The sequence below is a fragment of the Streptomyces sp. NBC_00258 genome (assembly GCF_036182465.1).
Classification (GTDB): Bacteria; Actinomycetota; Actinomycetes; order Streptomycetales; family Streptomycetaceae; genus Streptomyces.
Genome location: NZ_CP108081.1, coordinates 2,612,451 through 2,631,324 on the forward strand (window position 1 = coordinate 2,612,451; position 18,874 = coordinate 2,631,324).

At 70.5% G+C, this 18,874-nt stretch carries 12 protein-coding genes and 1 pseudogene; 4 read left to right on the forward strand and 9 right to left on the reverse strand.

Annotated features, from left to right (window positions below):
* Window positions 1-86: 86 nt before the first annotated feature.
* From OG718_RS11960 to OG718_RS11970, 3 genes are all read right to left on the reverse strand, one after another.
* Window positions 87-1,133, reverse strand: coding sequence for a maleylacetate reductase (locus OG718_RS11960; protein WP_328847742.1), 1,047 nt, complete (start codon window positions 1,131-1,133; stop codon window positions 87-89).
* A 23-nt stretch (window positions 1,134-1,156) separates the two neighbouring features.
* A complete protein-coding gene (locus OG718_RS11965) occupies window positions 1,157-2,032 on the reverse strand; it encodes an intradiol ring-cleavage dioxygenase (RefSeq protein ID WP_328844105.1) in 876 nt (291 codons plus the stop codon).
* Window positions 2,033-2,217: 185 nt separating this feature from the next.
* Window positions 2,218-3,966, reverse strand: coding sequence for an FAD-dependent oxidoreductase (locus tag OG718_RS11970; protein ID WP_143635083.1), 1,749 nt, complete (start codon window positions 3,964-3,966; stop codon window positions 2,218-2,220).
* Between the two features lie 184 nt (window positions 3,967-4,150).
* Here OG718_RS11970 and OG718_RS11975 point away from each other — a divergent pair, with 184 nt between their 5' ends.
* Together OG718_RS11975 and OG718_RS11980 are read left to right on the forward strand one after the other, a co-directional pair.
* On the forward strand, window positions 4,151-5,983 hold the full coding sequence (locus OG718_RS11975) for a helix-turn-helix domain-containing protein (RefSeq protein ID WP_443055003.1): 1,833 nt from the start codon (window positions 4,151-4,153) through the stop codon (window positions 5,981-5,983).
* Window positions 5,984-6,134: 151 nt separating this feature from the next.
* Complete coding sequence (locus OG718_RS11980; protein WP_143634496.1) at window positions 6,135-7,205, forward strand: LacI family DNA-binding transcriptional regulator; 1,071 nt, start codon at window positions 6,135-6,137, stop codon at window positions 7,203-7,205.
* 58 nt (window positions 7,206-7,263) lie between these two features.
* Here OG718_RS11980 and OG718_RS11985 read toward each other — a convergent pair whose 3' ends face one another.
* Window positions 7,264-8,511, reverse strand: a complete 1,248-nt coding sequence (locus OG718_RS11985; RefSeq protein ID WP_143634494.1) for an alginate lyase family protein — start codon at window positions 8,509-8,511, stop codon at window positions 7,264-7,266.
* An 80-nt stretch (window positions 8,512-8,591) separates the two neighbouring features.
* Here OG718_RS11985 and OG718_RS11990 point away from each other — a divergent pair, with 80 nt between their 5' ends.
* A complete protein-coding gene (locus tag OG718_RS11990; protein ID WP_143634493.1) occupies window positions 8,592-8,795 on the forward strand; it encodes a hypothetical protein in 204 nt (67 codons plus the stop codon).
* Window positions 8,796-8,866: 71 nt separating this feature from the next.
* On the opposite strand, the gene OG718_RS11995 is transcribed toward OG718_RS11990, so the two are convergent.
* From OG718_RS11995 to OG718_RS12005, 3 genes are all read right to left on the reverse strand, one after another.
* Window positions 8,867-10,609, reverse strand: coding sequence for a putative Ig domain-containing protein (locus OG718_RS11995; RefSeq protein WP_328844107.1), 1,743 nt, complete (start codon window positions 10,607-10,609; stop codon window positions 8,867-8,869).
* A 259-nt stretch (window positions 10,610-10,868) separates the two neighbouring features.
* Window positions 10,869-12,467, reverse strand: coding sequence for a glycoside hydrolase family 43 protein (locus OG718_RS12000; protein WP_328844108.1), 1,599 nt, complete (start codon window positions 12,465-12,467; stop codon window positions 10,869-10,871).
* Between the two features lie 218 nt (window positions 12,468-12,685).
* Complete coding sequence (locus tag OG718_RS12005) at window positions 12,686-13,561, reverse strand: aminoglycoside phosphotransferase family protein (RefSeq protein ID WP_328844109.1); 876 nt, start codon at window positions 13,559-13,561, stop codon at window positions 12,686-12,688.
* A 265-nt stretch (window positions 13,562-13,826) separates the two neighbouring features.
* Here OG718_RS12005 and OG718_RS12010 point away from each other — a divergent pair.
* Window positions 13,827-14,888: pseudogene (locus OG718_RS12010) on the forward strand (RNA polymerase sigma factor); the annotation flags it as partial.
* 75 nt (window positions 14,889-14,963) lie between these two features.
* Here OG718_RS12010 and OG718_RS12015 read toward each other — a convergent pair.
* Both OG718_RS12015 and OG718_RS12020 read right to left on the reverse strand, forming a co-directional pair.
* A complete protein-coding gene (locus tag OG718_RS12015) occupies window positions 14,964-17,351 on the reverse strand; it encodes an ATP-binding SpoIIE family protein phosphatase (RefSeq protein WP_328844110.1) in 2,388 nt (795 codons plus the stop codon).
* 106 nt (window positions 17,352-17,457) lie between these two features.
* Window positions 17,458-18,873: an NtaA/DmoA family FMN-dependent monooxygenase gene (locus OG718_RS12020; RefSeq protein ID WP_143634482.1), complete on the reverse strand. Its 1,416-nt coding sequence runs from the start codon at window positions 18,871-18,873 to the stop codon at window positions 17,458-17,460.
* Window position 18,874: the final 1 nt, after the last annotated feature.

An 18,874-nucleotide genomic window follows, 5' to 3' on the forward strand; every position in this document is an offset into this window, starting at 1 on the left:
GATTGGAGTTTTCACAGTCGTCACACCTGGCCCGGAGGCGACGGCTCCGGTACTCCGAAAGCCGCAGCTCGGTGCGGTGGAAGTGGTTATTCCGGGAGCTCGGCGCGAGGGTTGTCCCCCGCGAACGCCGCCTTCAGCACGGCGAGCGCACCCTCGTGCGTGACCTCGCGCGGATTGGCGTACGCCTGCCCCGCGACCTGCTCGGCCGCAACCGCCAAATCGGCCTCGGCGAGACCCAGTTGAGCGAGGGAGCGAGGTGCACCGAGACGTCCGGACAGGGTCCGCAGAGCGAGCGGGGCGTCGTCGGTGGCGAGGGCGCGATCAAGGGCCCCCATCGCCTCGGGAACGGCCGGCGCGTTGTACGCGAGGGCGTACGGGAGGACGACCGTGTGCGTCTCGGCGTGCGGCAGGCCGAACGTGCCGCCCAGCACATGGCAGAGCTTGTGATGCAGGCCCATGGTCGTGGCACCCAGGCAGGAACCGCAGAGCCAGGCGCCGTAGAGGGCTCGGCTGCGGGCCTCCAGGTTCGAAGGGTCGGCAGCGATCTCCGGAAGTGCCGAGGCCATCGCCCGTACGCCCTCCTCGGCCATCAGGGAGACGAGGGGCGAGGTGTCGGGGGCGTACAGCGCCTCGACCGCGTGCGCGACGGCGTTGATTCCGCTCGTGACGGAGAGGGGCACGGGCATGGAGAGGGTGAGCTCGGGGTCGTACACCACGCTGCGCGGGAGGACCGACGGGTCACGCCCTGTGCGCTTCGCGCCGTGCTCGGTGAGGCCCCACACGGGGGTCATCTCGGAACCGGAGTACGTGGAGGGCACGGCGATCAGGGGCAGTCCCGTGCGCAGCGCGATCGCCTTGCCCAGGCCGATCGACGAGCCGCCGCCCACGGCGACGCAACCGTCGGCGCCGGCCGCGCGAGCCACCTCGACGGCCCTGTCGGCGACCTCCACCGGGACGTGCATCCGGGCTTCGGCGTGCAGTCCCGCGCACAGTTCGCCCAGCGAGTCGGCGACCGCCCGCGCGGTGTCCGCGCCACGCGCGCCCGACACCACCAACACCCGCCGCAGACCGAGCCGTTGGACCTCCCCGGCCGTCGCGCTCACCGAGGCGCCGGGGCGGAGGACGACCCGCATCGGCTGCGCCTCGTACGAGAAGTTCACGCTTTCGCCCCGCGAGTCAGTACGAGATCGAACCGGGCGTGCCGGAACGGGTTCGGGACGCCGAACTCCCGCGCCAGGGAAGGGTCGTCGGTCTCCGCGAAGTCCTCGACCAGACTGCTCTTCACCGCGAAGACCGCGTCCGAGTCGAGGTAGTCGCTGCCCGCCACGAAGATGTGCGTGGTGACGGGCGCGTGGCCCTCGGCGGTGGCGATGAAGTGGATGTGGGCGGGGCGGTAGGGATGCCGGCCGGTGGCGCGGAGCAGGTCGCCGACCGGACCGTCGGTGGGGATGGGGTACGGGCTCGGTACACAGGTTCGGAACCAGAAGCGGCCCGCCGCGTCCGCCGTGAACAGACCTCGGCCGTTGCCCGGCGGCTGGAGGTCCGGTTGCTGCACGTCGTAGAAGCCGTCGGCGTCGGCCTGCCAGACGTCGAGGACCGCGCCGGGCAGCGGGGTGCCGTCCTGGGAGAGCACCCGGCCGCTGACCACACACGGTTCGCCGCTGCCCACCAGGTCGATGTCCGCGCCGAGTTCACGGACCGGGGACTCGGTCATGTGGAAGGGGCCGAGGACGGTCGACTCGGTGGCGCCGGGGCCGCGGTCGGCGTTCAGGGTCTCGACCAGCATCGACAGGCCGAGCACGTCCGACAGGAGAATGAACTCCTGCCGGGTGTCGGTGCACGTCTGTCCGGTCGCCGTCAGGAACCCGATCGCCCGCTCCCACTCCTCCTGGGTGAGCCGCGTCTCCCGCGCGAAGTCGTGAAGGTGCCGGACCAGACCGGTGAGCAACTCCCGCAACCGCGGATCGGTATCAGCGCCGAGACTCCCGACGGCCTCCTCGGTGACCGAGGTCCCATTGGCATCGATGGTCATGACGACTCCTGATCCGCTGTGTCCCGCTTCCCGACGATCACTGTCCCGTACAACCTGCCTCGCCTTGTGAGCGACGCAAACCATTCGCACTCAGGGGCGCGGGGAACTGCGCGCCCAGCCACGCACGACCCGTACGAACACGCCGGTCCGCAGCACCCCGCACCCCACCCGCACAACCCACAGAGCTACCCGTGACCGAGAATCCGCCGCACCGCATCCTCCAGCAACTCCTCCGCATTGCGGACAGCCGTCGCATACCGAAACGCCACATACCCGTCGGGGCGAACGAGCAGCACACCCGAGTCGGAGACCTCACTCAGCCGCGCCCAGTCACCGTACGGATCCTCGTACTGCTGCCCGGGCCCGATGACAGCGGTGGCGATATCGAGGCCGACGGCCTCGGCGGCCCGCACCCAGCAGTCCCCACCGATCCCGGTGAACAGCGTGAAGCGCCCCTGCCCCGCCGCGTCGAGCGTGGACAGGGTCCGGTTCCCGGCCGTGATCCACGCATGGGGCAGTTTGGCACCGGGCCGCGAGGAGGGCTGGTGGTGGAGCTCGGGGTCCCGCTCGAACCCGGGATCCTCCGTACCGTCGGGGACAACCGCGTCCGACACGTACCGCTGATTGAGATCGACGCCGTGCGCGTTGAACTCGTACACCTTGAAGGCGATCGCCTCGCGGAGCCTGGCACGCTGCTTCTCGGCGGCCTCGGTGGCGTCCTTGCGGGCGGCGATGTTGGCCCACAGCTGCTCGGGGCTCTGCGGGGAGAGGCCGTCGAGCGCCTCGAAGATCGGCGCGGTCTCGCCGATGGACTTGTTGGCACGGGTGACGATCTGCCTGCCGACCGGAGCGCGCTCGGCGGTGTACGTGTCGAGGAGCTTCGGCGAGGCGGTGCCGTCGAGGACGAGCCTGAGCTTCCACGCCAGGTTGTACGCGTCCTGGACGGAGGTGTTGGAGCCGAGCCCGTTGGACGGCGGGTGGCGGTGCGTGGCGTCGCCCGCGCAGAAGACGCGGCCGTTCGAGTACGTCTCGGCGTACATCTCGTTGACCGTCCACGCCGAGGAGGACTTGATGGTCACGGGGATCTCGTCGTCGCCGACGAGTCTGCGGACGATGGACTCCGCGTACTCGGTGGTGAGGTCGGGGGCGCCCGCGGTCACGTCGTAGCCCCAGACGATCATCCACTCGTTCCAGGGGCGGACGTTGCGCACGAGGCCCGCGCCGATGCCGCCGACGGTGGCGCCCGGGGCGAGCACCCAGTAGAGAGTGGACGGCCGGTGCGCGGTGTACTTGCTCAGGTCCGCGTCGAAGACGATGTTGATGCTGCCGGCCACGCCCATCTGGCCGCCCATGGGCAGGCCCGCGTCCTCGGCGACCTTCGAACGGCCCCCGTCGGCGCCGATCAGGTACTTGGCGCGGATGGTGTACTCGTCGCCGCGCAGCCGGTCCTCGACGGTGACCGTGACTCCGTCGGCGTCCTGGACGAAGGACTTGTAGACCGTGCTGAAGCGGAGGTGGGTGCCGCGGGCGACGGCTGCGTCGACGAGTACCGGCTCCATGAGGTGCTGGGGCATGTCGCACATACGGGTGGGGCTGGCGAGGTCGTGCGCGGCCTGTACGAGGGGGTCGTTGCCCCAGGAGCGGACGCGGCCCAGTTCCTCGCCGGCCAGGCTGGTGCAGAAGGTGGTGTTGCCCATCAGGTGCTGGGGCGTGGCCCGCGCGACGACGTCCTGCTCGACACCGAGGTCGCGCAGGACCTCCATCGTGCGCTGGTTGGTGATGTGGGCGCGGGGTGTGTCGGCGAGGCTCGCGTAGCGGGTGACCACGATGTTGGGCACGCCGTAGGTGCTCAGGGCCAGGGCGGCCGAGGCGCCCGCGGGGCCGCTGCCCACGATGAGTACGTCGGTCTCGACTACGGGCTCGACGGTGTGCACGGGCACGCTCCAGAGGATGAGAACAGCACCAACCGTTCATGATCATGGTGCGGTGCGCGGGAGCGCGGGTGTCTCATTACGAGACACCGGTGCGGGTTTGCGCGACTCCGGTGCGGGCGGCGGAGCACGGCGAGTGCGCCCCTTTGTTACCTCTTCAACCATGCCCGGTACGGTGGGAGGCGCCGTGACCACCACCGAAGAGTCCCCCGCCCGTCCCGCTCTCACGCCGCTGCGCCAGGCCCGAGAGCGGTTCCTGACGGGACGCCCGCTGCCCGACGGAGTGCCGGAGGAGATCGTCGCCGCCTGGCGGCGTGCCCGCTTCTTCGGCGTACGGCACGACTTGACGGAACCCACCGAGCCTCTGCCTCCCGCCCGGTCCGCCCTGCTGACCGCCGCGCGGCCCGTGCTCGAACGGCTCGCCCCCGCCCTCGCCTCCGGGCAGTCGGCCCTCGTGCTCACCGACGAGCGGCTGCGCGTGCTCTGGGCGGCCGGGAGCGGGCCCGGCGACGAGAAGTGCCACGACCTGTCCGAGCAGGAGGTCGGGCACAACAGCGCGGCTCTCGCCCTGCGCACCCGGCGTCGCTCGGAGGTGCACGGCCCCGAGCACTTCCTCGACCTGTGGCAGGACGTGTCCGCCGTCAGCGTGCCGGTGCTGGCCCCGGAGAACGGCCAGATCCTGGGCACCGTGACCGTCGCGTCCGGCCTGTGCACGGGGTGTACGCCGCATCCGGGCGCCGCCCTCGCGGAGGCCACTGCGGCGGCCGTCGAGGCGGAGCTGCTGGCCCGGTCCCGTACGACGGAACGAGTGCTGCTCGACGCCTTCCAGCGGGCCGCCGCACGGCCGGGGGCGGCGGTCGTGGCGCTCGACGGCAAGAACCGGCTGCTGAGCGACGCGGCGGCGGGAATGCTGTCGCCGGGCGCGGTGGCGGTGCTGGAGCGGACCGCGGCGGCGAACGGCTCGGGACGGGACGACACCGCCCCCTCCGAGACGTACGACCCCTCAGAGCCGGCCGGCCCTTCTGCGCCGCACGACACCTCCGAGCCGCACGACTCGGCGCGGAACAGGAACGGTTCCGTCGCCTACGACCTCGAACTCCCCGACGGCACGGGCACGGCGCATGTCACCCCCGTGCGCCACGGGGGCGCGGTCATCGGTGTGGTCGCCGTGGTCCAGCCGCCCGCCGACGAGGCGGTGCGACCTCACGCCCAGCACCCTCGTGTCGCGCTCACGGGGCGCTCGGTGCCATGGCGCCACGCGACGGCGAAGGCCGCCGAACTCGCCCGTTCCCGGGAGCCCCTCCTCCTGACCGGGGAACGCGGCACCGGAAAGACCGCCCTGGCAAGGGAGTTGCTGACAGCGCGCGGGGATCTGGATCCGCTGGTCGTGGACGCGGCGGAGGGTCCGGCCGACGAACCGGACATCTGGGCAACGACTCTGGCGAGCGACCGCGCTCTTCTCCTCCGCCATGCCGAGCGCCTCGCCCAGGCCGACGTCGCCGCCCTCAACTCCCTGCTCGACGAACGCCCGGACGCGCCGCTGCTCCTCACGTACACGCCCGGCACTCCCCCGGGCCCCTGCCTCCAGCGGCTGCTCGACACCCTGGCCGCCCGCTCGGTGACCCTCCCGGCGCTGCGCGAACGCCCGGACGACATCAGGGAGTTGCTCCCGGAACTGGCGCCGAGGCCCGCACCGGGACGGCCTCCGCTCACCTGGACACTGGACGCGCTGCGGGCCCTGGAACGCCATCCGTGGCCCGGGAACATCACGGAACTCGCCCATCTCGTCAGGGCGTTGGCCGAGCACCGCCAGGTGCCGGGCCCGGTGCGACGCACCGAACTCCCGGACCCCGTCCGGGAGGGCCCCGCGACCCGGCAGCTGAGCCCGATGGAACTCGCCGAGCGCACCGCCATCCTGGAGTCGCTGCGCCGCCACGGCGGCAACAAGGCACGCGCCGCCGCGGCGCTGGGCATCGCCCGCGCGACCCTGTACCGAAAGCTGCGGGGCTACTCCCTGTGACAGCCGAATTCCGCCCCCTCCCCGTCCGCCGCTCCCCCTGCTAGCCTCCGGCCCGGGAACCGGTTGCCACGAGCGTTGCCGCACTTCCCGGGGGTGGGGCGCACCCGGACGGCGGACGAGTCGCTTCCGGGGCGGAGAAGAGGGGCGGGTCATGACCAGGAAGACCACCGGCGACGTCGCGGGCCGACGCACCATCCGGGACGTGGCGGCGCGAGCCGGCGTATCGGCGTCCACGGTGTCGCGCGTTCTCGGCGGCGACTACCCGGTCAGCACATCGACCCGTACCCGCGTGATGCGGGCGGTCCGCGACCTCGACTACGTGGCCGACGCCCGCGCCAAGGCCATCGCCGGGGCAGGCACTCCCACGCTCGCGTTCGTCCTCGACGACATCACGGGTCCGTCCTTCGCCCACATGGCACACGGTGTGGAACGTGAGGCGACCCGGCTCGGGCATCTGTCCCTCGTGTGCAGCACGGACGGCGACTCCGAACGCCAGCTGGAGTTCATCGAGATGATGCGCGCCCAGCGTGCCGCCGCGGTGATCCTGGTCGGCGGCACCGCGGACACCGCCGAGTACCGCGAACGCATGGCCCGTATCGCCGACTCCCTGGCCTCCGCGGGCTCCCGCCTGGTCCTCTGCGGCCGCCCGCCCCTGGACCCGGGCACCCCGGTGACCGTCATCGAATACGACAACGAGAGCGGAGCGTACGCACTCTGCGCCCACCTCCTCGCCCAGGGCCACCGCCGCGTCCTCTTCCTGGGCGGCAACCCGTCCAACACCACGGCCCAGGGCCGTGAACAGGGCTACCTCGCGGCCCACCGGGCCCGCGGCGTCACCGCGGACCCGGCCCTCCGCCTCTTCGGCGACTTCACCCGCGACTCGGGCCACCGCCTCGCCCGCCAGGCCCTCGCCCAGGGCCTCGACTTCACCGCGGTCATGGCCTCCACCGACATGGTCGCCTCGGGCGCGCTGACCGCCCTCCACGAGGCAGGCCTCTCCGTCCCGGAGGACGTCTCCCTGGTCGGATACGACGACATCCCCTTCGCCCGGGACCTCAACCCGCCGCTGACCACGGTCCACGTCCCCTACGAGGACCTGGGCCGGCTCGCGGTCCGCACGGCCCTGACCCGCACCCCCGACGCCCCCGACGAGCACCTGCTCCTGGGCACCCACGTGGTCGTACGGGCCTCGGTGGCGCCCCCGCCGGACACACGTCGGTGACCGGCGGCCGGCACCCGGCAGGCATTGGCGCCCTCCCCCAAGTGCCGGAAGGCGGCACCTACTTGGCGTACATCAGTGTCCCGAAGCCGAGCTGGTCGAAGCCCCCGCTGTTGGCGCCGTAGTCACCCCCACCGCCCTCGGGCCGCACGCTCTCGGCCATGGCGGTGATGTACGGGACGGACAGCCCGCGCCGGCGGGCGTAGTGGTAGTGGAGGATGTCCCACACCGGCCTGACCTGCCCCCGGCCCGAGGCGGAGATCACGGTGTGCGACTGCTGGGCACAGTTCTGGCCGGTGCCCCAGGTGTACGTCGTGAAGGGCACGTCCTGTCCGAGGTTGTACTTGGCGACGTACTGGGCGGCCTTCATGAACCGGTTGTCGCCGTACCCGTACAGGTCGTCGCCCTGGGACCAGGCCATCTCGCAGAAGGCGCCCATCTGGCCCATGCCCATCATGGTGTGGCCCTGGTCGCGCCCGCTCTCCTGCCACTGGGCGAGGCCCTGCGAGTCGTACACGAACGGGACTGCGTGGGTGAGGGAGCCGTTGCCGGCGCCGTTCTTGAAGTAGTTGACGGCCTGGTCGTACTTGGCGGCGTCGTCGCAGAGGATGCCGATGGCCAGGACCGAGTTCATGTTGCAGAGGTCCCAGTTGGCCCAGTAGTTGGTGATGCAGGCGTCGTTGTGGTTGTTGAGGAACTGGTTGTTGAGCGGGTAGAAGACGTCGAGCATCATCGTCCTGAACCGGTCGAGGTCGAATCCGCTGTAGCCGCGCATGAGTTCGGCGGCGTTCGCGAACTGGTAGCCGTAGATCCCGGCGGCCAGGAAGCGGTCGGCGTTGCCGGTGACCGTGGTGAGCGTGGCCGACCAGGCGTTGAGGATGTCGCGGGCCCTGTCGCCGTGGGCCGTGGTGCCGGCGATCTTCCAGCGCAGGGCGTTCTGGTAGGCGGCGTGGATGTCGTTGTAGAGGATGCCGTAGTTCTCGCCGGTGCCGCCGCGGACAATCGTGGCCTGCGGACGCGCCGTCCAGGTGCCTGCGGAGTGGGAGTTGGCGGTCAGCCGGTTCCAGCCGGACAGCCAGGGGTCGTTCCCCGCGGCCACCCGTACCTTGGCCCGGTTGAGTTCGCCGTACGCGTGCAGCATGCCCGGGTGGGTGAAGGTGGCCGGGGCCGCCGCTGCCGTACTGCCGGTGAGGGCCGCGGCGGAGGCGCCGACGGCCAGGGCGGCGGTGAGACCACCGGCGGTCCTCAGCAGACCGCGGCGGCTCAACTCCGTGCTGGGGAGGTGCTGGTGGGGGGATGTGCGGCTCATTCTGTGCATCTCCAATCCTGTGAAGGATCAGCGGCCGGGGGCAGCACGGCAACGCACCCGCACTGACCGGGACCGCTTGGGTGGGGGCAGTCGTCGCCGAAGCCGGGGATCTCTCCATCGGCGAGGGGGGTTCGGGCGACGCCGTCATCGGGGAAACGGCCGCGCTGGAGGCAGTCCGGGTGCGCGTCGGTCGCGGCACAGCGGGGAGGCCGACGGTCGCCGCCACCCACCCCGAGTTGCTGCCGCTTGCCTCCTGCGGGTTGGTGGCGGAGACCGTGCTGTAGTACGTACGGCTCGCCCGTACTGCTCGGTTCGCACAGAAAGCGTTTTCGATCCCGCCACGACCGACCCCCTCTCACACGTTCCGGACGGTGAGCTTGAGGGATCTGGTCGCCGTGCCGGCCGCGTTCGTGGCCGAGACGGTGACCGTGCTGGTGCCGGGCGCCTTCGGGGTTCCGGAGATCAGCCCCGTGCCCTTGTCGATCGCCAGGCCTCTCGGCAGCCCCTCGGCGTCGAACGACGTCGGCAGCGCGGTCGCGGTGACGAGGTGGCTGAAGGCGCGGTTCGTGGTGGCCGTCGCCTCGCCCGCGCTGGTGATCAACGGCGCCGCCGTGGAGGCGGCCGTCGCCCCGTCGAGGAAGCGGAGGTTCCACACGTGCTCGTTGGCGAACATCGGCACCATGTCGGTGGTCAGGAACCAGCCCGGCTTCCCCATCCCGTCGTGGACGACCGTGCCGTTGACCGTCAGGTTCTGGAAGGTGACGTTCTTGATGGGCCGGTCGGCGTCGTAGCCGGTCAGGATCGCCGTGTCCGCGTGCGTGCCGTCGTACGTCAGGTTCCGCACGTACACGTCCTCGATGCCCCGGCCGGGTGAGGCGTTGTACCGGTTGGCCATGACCCGCAGGTTGACCAGCTGGCCACAGGTGAAGTCCTCGACCCTGACGTCCTGGATACGGACGTTCCGGATGAGGTTGCCGTCGCCGGGGTTGAGGGCGAGACAGCCCTGGTAGAGCACCTGCGGCTCGCGGTGCTGGAGGACGTCGATGTTGCTCAGGACGATGTTCTCGATGACCTCGGGCTGCTCCGGGTCGCCGTGCGTGCCGATGTTCACCGGGTGCGCCACGTCTGCCCACAGGGTGGAGTCGCGGACGGTGATGTTGCGGCAGTCGCCGTAGTAGTCCCAACGGTGGGCGTACAGGGCGATGCAGTCGTCGCTGTTGCGCATGAAGACGCCCTCGATCAGGACGTCCTCGCTGCTGAACACGTCGATGCCGTCGCCCCACTGGCCGCAGCTGTACGAGTGCAGGTTGCGGACGGTGACCTGCTGGGACTGGCCGATGGCACAGGAGTAGCCGGTCCTCGGGTCGAGGACGAGGATGCCGTCGATCTCGATGTTCCTGGAGAACGCCACCGTGATGCCGCCGTCCGCGTCGTACAGGATGCCCCGGCCGATCAGCCGGGCGTTCTCGACGCCGGTGAAGTCGACCCGGGCCCTGAGCACCGCGCCACCGGCCAGGTAGACCGTCTTTCCGCCGGGCACCTGCAGCACGTCGTCCGGGACCGTGTGGATACCGGGGCCGAAGTAGAGGACGTCGGGGTCGTCCGCGTCGGGTCGCTGCTGCTCGATCGGGTTGGCGTGCAGGTGGAGGTTGTCGTAGAGGTCGCCGTCGATCTCGACGGAGAGGTTGCGCGGCTCGGTGAGGCTGAAACGGACGGTGTCGCCGCTCGCCTCGTGCTCGACGGCGTAGGACAAGGGGCGGATCCGTGCGGAGCCGATGGCACCCTTGGCCGAGGTGATCTCGACCTCGACCGTGCCGGTGAAGTCCAGGTTGGCGACCGAGGAGTTCCTGACGACGCCCGCGCCGGTCCTCTCGTCGACGGTCCTCGTCCGGGCGCGCAGAACGGGCACCGTCCGCCATCCGCCGCCGGGAGTGCGGGCCTTGACGGAGAAGCTGGGGTTGAGCGGCAGCCCGGTCGGGACGGGATGCACCACCAGCCGGTCGGCGGCCTCCGGTCCGTCCTCCGCTCCGGCGGTACCGGCCGCCGACCGGGTGAGGAAGGGGCCTCGGCCAAGGGGAGCGACGGCTGGTGAGCGCATCAACTGGTCATCTCCTGCTCCGGGTTGTGTGCGACGGCGATCGTGACAACCGGTTGCCATAATGGGGTGCGCAGAGCTTCTTCCTGTCCGGAAACCGCGTCAAGGGTCTTCACCGACTTTCGAAAAGACCCGGTGGACAGAGCACCCCGAACCAGAGGTCCGGGGCGTGACGACCGGCGGTGCCGGTGAGGTGATGACGCGCGGTCCGACCGTCGAAGCAGCGGCACAACCGGTTGTTCATCGGCAAACCGCAGAACGCCTACTGCCGGCCGTCGAGTTCCCGCATCTCGAACCAGTCGAAGTCCGCCGAGGTGCGGGTCCCGCCCAGGTCCTGCGCGCAGATGCCGACGAAGGCGCCGGTGAACCGCAGCCGGTCCCCGTAGTCGTCGGAGAGTTTGCTCGCGTCCAGGACGGGGCCCACGGCATGCCAGACCGTGCCGTCGGGCGACGCGGAGAAACGGAGTTCCGCGTCGTCGAGTCGGGCCCGCAGATGCACCAACGGCCAGTCGTCCGTGGCGAGTTCGCTTTTAGGGAGTTCTCCGTACGCGCCGTCGTCGGTGAGGACCACGCCCAGGACGCGCCCCCGGCCCTCGACATGGGTGAGGCGGAGATAGAAGTGCGTCGAGGTGTCGTACCAGCAGATGAGGCCCGCCAGTTGGCTGAAGTGCGAGGGGCGGAAGTCGACGACCGTCGTCACCTCGCAGCGCACGGAGGTGAGCGGCCGAGCGACCAGGCTCTGGTCGAACCGCGAGTGCGGGCTCTGCCTGCCGCGCAGCCGCAGATGTCCGGGACGTTCGCGGAGGGTCAGCCAGTCGGGGGTCGCGGGCGTCCGGAGCGAACTCCAACTCCCGTCCAGAGAGGGCGAGTCGAAGTCGTCCCTGGTGGCGGCTAGTGCGACTAGTCCAGGCTCCACCCCCATGGGCGCCGGAACCTCCAGACGCGGCCGCCGCCCTCCGTCCGCCAGCCGCAGCCAGCCGTCGTCCGTCCAGGCCACGCGTTGCAGACAGGTCTCCCGGCCGAGGATGCAGCGCGGCCCGTCCGGTGTCTCCACGGGTCTGGAGGCCAGGTGGGCGAGATACCACTCCCCCTCCGGCGTCTCGACCAGCTCGCCGTGACCGGCCTTCCGCAGCGGCCACTCCGGGGCGTCGCGCGTAGTCAACAGCGAGCCGTCCGGGTCCAGTTCGTACGGCCCGGTCAGCTCGCGCGAGCGGGCCATCAGGATGCCGTGGTTCCAGCCGGTGCCGCCCTCGGCGAGCATCAGGTAGTACCAACCTTCGCGCCGGTAGACGTTGGGCCCCTCGATCAGCTCCTCGTGCGTGAGAATCGTGCGCGGCTGCCCGATCAGGGCCCGCTTTTCGGCGTCGTACTCCTGGAGCAGGATCCCGGCGAAGGACGGGTGGCCGTCGCGCGGGTCCCACTGGATGTTGAGCAGCCAACTGCGGCCGTCCTCGTCGTGGAAGAACGACGGGTCGAAGCCGGAGGAGTTGAGGAACACCGGCTCGGACCACGGGCCGTCGATCGAAGGGGCCGTGGTCAGGTAGTTGTCGACGTCCTTGTACGGGTGCCCGATGGTCCGCACGATGCTGTGAACGAGCCAGAACCGGCCCTCGTGGTACGAGAGCGAGGGCGCCCACACACCCGCCGAGTCGGCGACTCCGCGGAGGTCGAGCAGTTCGGGCCGGTCCAGGATGTGACCGGCCCGCTCCCAGTGGGCGAGATCGGTCGAGCGGTGCACGGGTACGCCCGGGAACCATTCGAAGGTGGAGGTGGCGAGGAAGTACTCCTTGCCGACGCGCACGATGCTCGGATCCGGGTGGAATCCGGGCAGCACGGGATTGCGGATGTGGCCCACGGTCATGCGGTCCCTTCACACGGAGTCCGTCGCGCCTCACTGAGGCGCGCTCAATGTAGGAACCGGTTGCCACAGGGTCAACGCTCACATCGCGAGAGCAGGACTATTCGAAACTTTCGCCGGCGCTTGGGCCCAGATCAGGAGGGGCGCCCCATCAGGGGCGCGGGGAACTGCGCGACCAGCCCGGTACGCCCCGCACGCACCACACGACCCGGAGTCACCCCCTACCCCTTCCCGGCCCAGCGCCCCAACGCCACCGAGGCGATGACCAGTTCAGGTGGATCGATCGCCGTCTTACCGTCCTCGATGTCCCACAGAGCGTTCTGGAGAATGCGGCCCAGCGTCCAGCCACCCGCCCGCTGCCGGTCCAGGCCGAGCCTCTCGGTCAGCACGTCGAAGCGGCGAAGCACGGCGCGGGCCTCGGCGCCGGTCGCCGCCACCGCGTCCCAGCCGCTGTTCAGCGCGGGCCACAGGTCGAACCCCGGGTCCCCGGCGAGGGGTTCGGGATCGATGGCGAGCCAGGGTTCCCGCTGCCCGGCGAGGACGTTGTCGTAGTGCAGGTCCCAGTGCAGCAGCCGGTCCCCCGCCTCGCCGACGAGTTCGGCCACGGCGGACGCGCAGGTGCGCAGCAGACGCCGGTCGGCGGGGTCGCGGAGAGCCGGCAGCGCATGCGGTACCTGGTCGAGCATCGCGGCGGCGATGTCGGAGAGCCGTCGCAGGCCGTCCGGCGCGGGCACCGCGACCAGTCGCGCCAACAGGTCGGCGAGGATCCGCAGGGCGGCGTCGTCATCGGTCAGCGACGACAGTGGCCGCGCCGCGTCCAGTCGCTCCAGCAGCATGGTGCCGGTGTCCGGGTCGTGGTCGAGCAGACGCACCGCGCCGTCGCCGTTCCACACCCGCAGCCCGAGTGCGGCGCCGGCGTTGTCCTCGCTGAGTTCCTGGAACTTCAGGACCGCGGGCGTGCCGTCCGCGCGGGTCACCGGCAGGACGACGGAGGCCATACCGCGTGCCGTCGGGCCGTCCGGCGTCAGTGCCCAGCGGTCCAGGAAGTCCCCGGCGGCGAACTTTTCGGGGATCTCCCCGGAAGTCTGTGTGCTCATCGGTGTCGAAGTATGGGCTCGTCCCGGCCGTGCGGGCCACGGAATTTTGGGCGCTCAGAATCCGTCGAGAAAATCAACCGCGCCGACGACGTGATTCATGTCACCCACATTCAGAGGCAATGCGGGGCCGCCGACCGGGGCTCCGGCGGGTGTACCGTAATGGGGCGAGCCTGATGAAGATTCCCACGCCGAGCAATCAGCACCGTGGACGACGAAAATTCAGGATTCCTGAAGACCGAAGGTCTTGCTCGACATTGTTGAGTTTGCACAAAGAACTGAGGCACGGGAAGAGATGTTGACCGCAATGGAGACGGATACCCCGGAACAACAACAGGGACAGGGCCAGGAGACTCTTCTGCTGTCTCCGGACTACGACGCCGACGCTCCCGAGCCCCGGCTCGGCTCCGACGGTGCCTCGGTCGATCCGGTCCGGGACTACCTGAAGGTGATCGGCCGGGTCCGCCTCCTCAGCGCCGCACAGGAGGTCGACCTCGCCAAGCGGATCGAGGCCGGCCTGTTCGCCGAGCACATGCTCGCGGAAGAACCTGATCTTGACCCGTCGCTCCGGCGCGAGCTGAAAATCCTCGTCGAGGACGGCCACCGGGCGAAATCCCACCTCATCGAGGCCAACCTCCGTCTGGTCGTCTCCATCGCCAAGCGCTATACGAGACGGGGTCTCACTTTTCTGGACCTGATCCAGGAGGGCAACACAGGTCTGATTCGGGCCGTGGAAAAGTTCGACTACGTCAAGGGTTTCAAGTTCTCGACCTACGCCACCTGGTGGATCAGGCAGGCACTGACACGGGCCCTGGCCGACCAGAGCCGCACGATCCGCATTCCGGTCCACGCGGTGGAGGTCATCAACAGAATGGCCAGGCTCCGCCGGGAGATGCTTCAGGAACTGGGCGTCGAGCCCACGGTGGGGCAGGTGGCGGAGCGGATGGAGCTGCCCATCTCCAAGGTCATCGAGCTCGACGGATACACCAAGGACCCCGTCTCCCTGCACCTGCCGCTCGGCGAGGACGGCGGCAGCGAACTCGGCGACGTCATCGAGGACAGCGAGAGCATCTCCCCCTTCGACGCGGTGACGTTCCTCCTGCTCAAGGACACCATCCAGGAGATCCTCGCCCATATGACCCCGCGCGAGGCAGGCATCATCACCCTGCGGTACGGGCTGCTCGACGGGCAGGCGAAGACCCTGGAGGAGATCGGCCAGGTCTACGGCGTCACCCGCGAGCGCATCCGCCAGATCGAGTCCAAGACGATGTCGAAGCTCCGCCACCCCTCCCGCTCCCAGGCCCTGCGCGACTACGTGGGCCTCGACTGAGCCGAACCGGTTCTTGAGTTCTTGGCCCGGTCCGATTTCTTGAGCCCGGCCCGATTCTTGCGCCCGGCCCGGTTCTCACTGGACCGGCAGTGCCTGCTCGGCCCAGATGGTCTTTCCCGCGCCGCTCGGCCGGGTGCCCCAGCGGTCGGTGAGCTGCGCGACGAGCAGCAGGCCCCGGCCCCCCTCGTCGAAGGTGCGGGCCCGGCGCAGATGGGGCGAAGTACTGCTGGCGTCGGACACCTCGCAGATGAGCGCACGGTCGCGGATGAGTCTGAGCTGGATCGGGGAGCCGCCGTAGCGGATGGCGTTGGTGACCAGTTCGCTCACGACGAGTTCGGTGACGAAGGCCGCCTCGTCGAGCCCCCAGCGGGTCAGCTGCTCGGTGGCGTACTGCCGGGCCGTGGCGACGAGCGCCGGATCGGACTCCAGGTCCCAGACGGCCACCTGGTCGGTGTCCAGGGCTCGGGTACGGGCCAGGAGCAGCGCCACGTCGTCGGCGGGGCGCTGCGGGAGCAGGGCCTTGAGGACGTTGTCGCAGGTGTCCTCCAGATTCCGGGCCGGGGCCGCCAGGGCGGTGCAGAGGGCGGCGGTGCCCGCGTCCACGTCGACATCGCGGGCCTCGACGAGACCGTCCGTGTAGAGGGCGAGTACGGCGCCTTCGGGCACGTCCAGCTCGATGGCCTCGAACGGGAGCCCGCCGACGCCGAGCATCGGTCCCGCGGCCACCTCGACGACCTTCACCGTCCCGTCCGGGAACAGCACGACGGGCGGCGGGTGGCCGGCGGAGGCGACGGTGCAGTGGCGGGACACCGGGTCGTACACCGCGTACAGGCAGGTGGCGCCGATCTCGCCGATCATCGCGCTCTCGTCGGCCGCGAGGTGTCCGACCAGGTCGTCCAGGTGTGTGAGCAGCTCGTCCGGCGGCAGGTCGACGTCGGCGAGGGTCCAGACCGCCGTACGGAGCCGGCCCATGGTCACGGAGGCGTGGAGGCCGTGTCCGACGACGTCTCCGACGACCAGCGCCACCCTGGTACCGGACAGCGGGATCACGTCGAACCAGTCGCCGCCCACTCCCGCCTGCGACAGCGCCGGAAGGTAGCGGGAGGCGAACTCGACGGCCGCCTGCACCGCCATCACCTGGGGCAGGAGGCTGCGCTGCAGGGCCAGCGCGGTCGTGCGCTCCCGGGTGTAGCGGCGGGCGTTGTCGACGCAGACGGCCGCCCGGCTGGACAGTTCCTCCGCCAGCGACACATCGTCCAGGTCGAAGGCGTCGGGATGCTCGGGAGTGAGGATGCGCACGAAGACGGCCACGCCCAGTGTCGTGCCGCGTGCCACCAGCGGTACGGCCATCAGCGACAGCTCGTGGTCCTCGCCCTCCCGCAGCTTGGCGGAGCGGGCGCGGTGCTCGGTGAACCAGGTGTCGAGGCCGCTGTCGCCGGTCCGGGTGAGCACCGGCTCGCCGGTGGCCAGGGCGCGGGCGGGCGGGGAGAAGGCCGGGTAGACGTCGGCGGAACCCAGGTCGATGGCCGCCTCCGGCACACCGGGGGTGTCGGAGTGGTGGGCCACCCTGCGCAGCTCCACACCGTCCTCCACCGGCCCCGTTTCGGGCTCCTCGCCCTGGAGCACCGAGTCCAGCAGGTCGACGCTGGCGAAGTCGGCGAGCCGGGGCACGGCCAGTTCGGCGAGCTCACGGGCGGTCTGGATCACGTCGAGCTTGGTGCCGATGGAGCCGGCGGCCTCGTTCAGCAGGGCCAGCCGCTGTCTCGCCCAGTACTGCTCACTGCTGTCGAACCCGGCCAGCGCGGTGCCCAGCAGCTCTCCGGCCCGGTCCCGCACCGGCCACATCTCGAAGCTCCAGGCGTGCATGCGACGGCCGGACGGCGAGCGGGTCCAGCTCTCGTAGTGCACCGGCTGCCCGGTCTCGGCGACGATCTCCAGATGGCGCAGGAAGCCACGGCTGTGCTCCGCGTTCTCCACGGTGTCGGGGAAGTACCGGTACTGGAACGCCTCCTCGGGCCGCCCCATGACGTGGCACGCGAAGTCGTTCATCCGCAGGTAGCGCTGCCCGGTGTCGAAGATCGACATGGACATCGACGCCTGCTTGAAGGCCAGCTCGCCCAGGGTCCGCTCGCCCGGGTCCGGGGTCGCGGTGACGACGAACCCCGGCCGCCGCCCCTTCCCGCCCTGCAGCGGGCACATCCGCAGTGCCGGCTCCAGCCGCCGCCCGTCCTTGTGGCGCACGGCCACGACCGCGTCGCCGTGCGTCAGCAGGGCCCGCCAGGCCGCCGCCGGCTCCCCCGCCACCAGCTCCGACGCCGGCCGCCCGGTCACGTCCTCGGCCGTGTACCCCGTCAGCAGCCGCGCGCCCTCGCTCCAGCCCGTGACCTTGCCGCTCGCGTCGACCACCGCCATGGCGTCACCGGCCGTGGCCGCGGGTCCTCCGTCGCGCGGCAATGTCACCATGTGTACAAGAATGGTCCCTTTCGGCATCCGCATCAAGCCAGATGACCGGTTTCGACCCCCACTCTGTGGTCTCGCGCTTACGCGATCGGGGTGACCGCCGGTACGTTCACGAGGCCACCCGCTCACCCCGCTCATCGATGTCGGCGGCGGAAGCAGCAACAGCGGCATTCGTACGGGAATCGGGATGGGCCAGGCCCAGGTGGTCGCGCAGGGTCGTGCCCTCGTACTCCGTACGGAACACGCCGCGTTCCTGGAGCAGCGGGACCACCGTGTCGGCGAAGGCGTCGAGGCCGCCGGGGGTGATGTGCGGGACGAGGATGAAGCCGTCGCTCGCGTCGGCCTGGACGAAGTCGTCGATGGTGGCCGCGATCGTGGCCGGGGAGCCGACGAAGGCCTGGCGGTTGCCGGTCTCGATGACCAGGTCGCGGATGGACCAGTTGTTGGCGGCCGCGCGCTCCCGCCACTCCCGGGCGGTGGCCAGCGGGTCGCGATACATGCGGACCTGGGCCCGGCCGCGCGCGATGGTGTGCTCACCGAGGTCGGGGTCGATGTCGGGCAGCGGTCCTTCGGGGTCGTACGCGGACAGGTCGCGGTTCCAGACGAACTCCAGGTGCTTGATGGCGGTCGCCCCGCTGACCTGCTGCCGGCGCACCTCGCGGGCCAGTTCCTCCGCCTCGGCGTCGGTGTCCCCGAGGACGAAGGTCGCGGCGGGCAGGATCAGCAGTTGGTCGGGCGTACGGCCGTAGCGGGCCAGGCGCCCCTTGACGTCCGAGTAGAACGCCTGGCCGTCCTTGAGGGTGGCGTACCTGCTGAAGATCGCGTCGGCTCCGGCGGCGGCGAACTCGCGGCCCTCCTCGGAGTCGCCGGCCTGGAAGATCACCGGGCGGCCCTGCGGGGAGCGCGGGACGTTGAACTGCCCCTCGATGTCGAAGTGCTGGCCCTGGTGGACGAAGGCGCCCGCCTTCGCGTCGCGCAGGAAGGTGCCGGTTTCCTGGTCGGCGACGATCTCGTCGCCGTGCCAGGAGTCGAAGAGTTCGTTCGCGGTGGCCAGGAACTCCCTGGCCCGGGAGTAGCGCTCGTCCTGTGGGAGGAAGCCGCCGCGGCGGAAGTTCTCGCCGGTGAAGGCGTCCCATGAGGTGACGACGTTCCAGGCGGCGCGCCCGCCCGACAGGTGGTCGAGGCTGGCGAACTGGCGGGCCACCTCGTAGGGCTCGTTGAAGGTGGAGTTGATGGTGCCGGTCAGACCCAGGTGCCGGGTGACGGCGGCGAGCGCGGTGAGGACGGTGAATGTGTCGGGGCGGCCGACGACGTCCAAGTCGTAGATCTTTCCGCCCTGTTCGCGCAGTCGCAGCCCTTCGGCGAGGAACAGGAAGTCGAACTTGGCGCGTTCGGCGGTCCGCGCGAAGTGCGCGAAGGAGCTGAACTCGATGTGGCTGCCGGCCTCCGGGGCGCTCCAGACGGTGGTGTTGTTGACGCCGGGGAAGTGGGCGGCGAGGTGGATCTGCTTCAGCGGCTTGCTCATG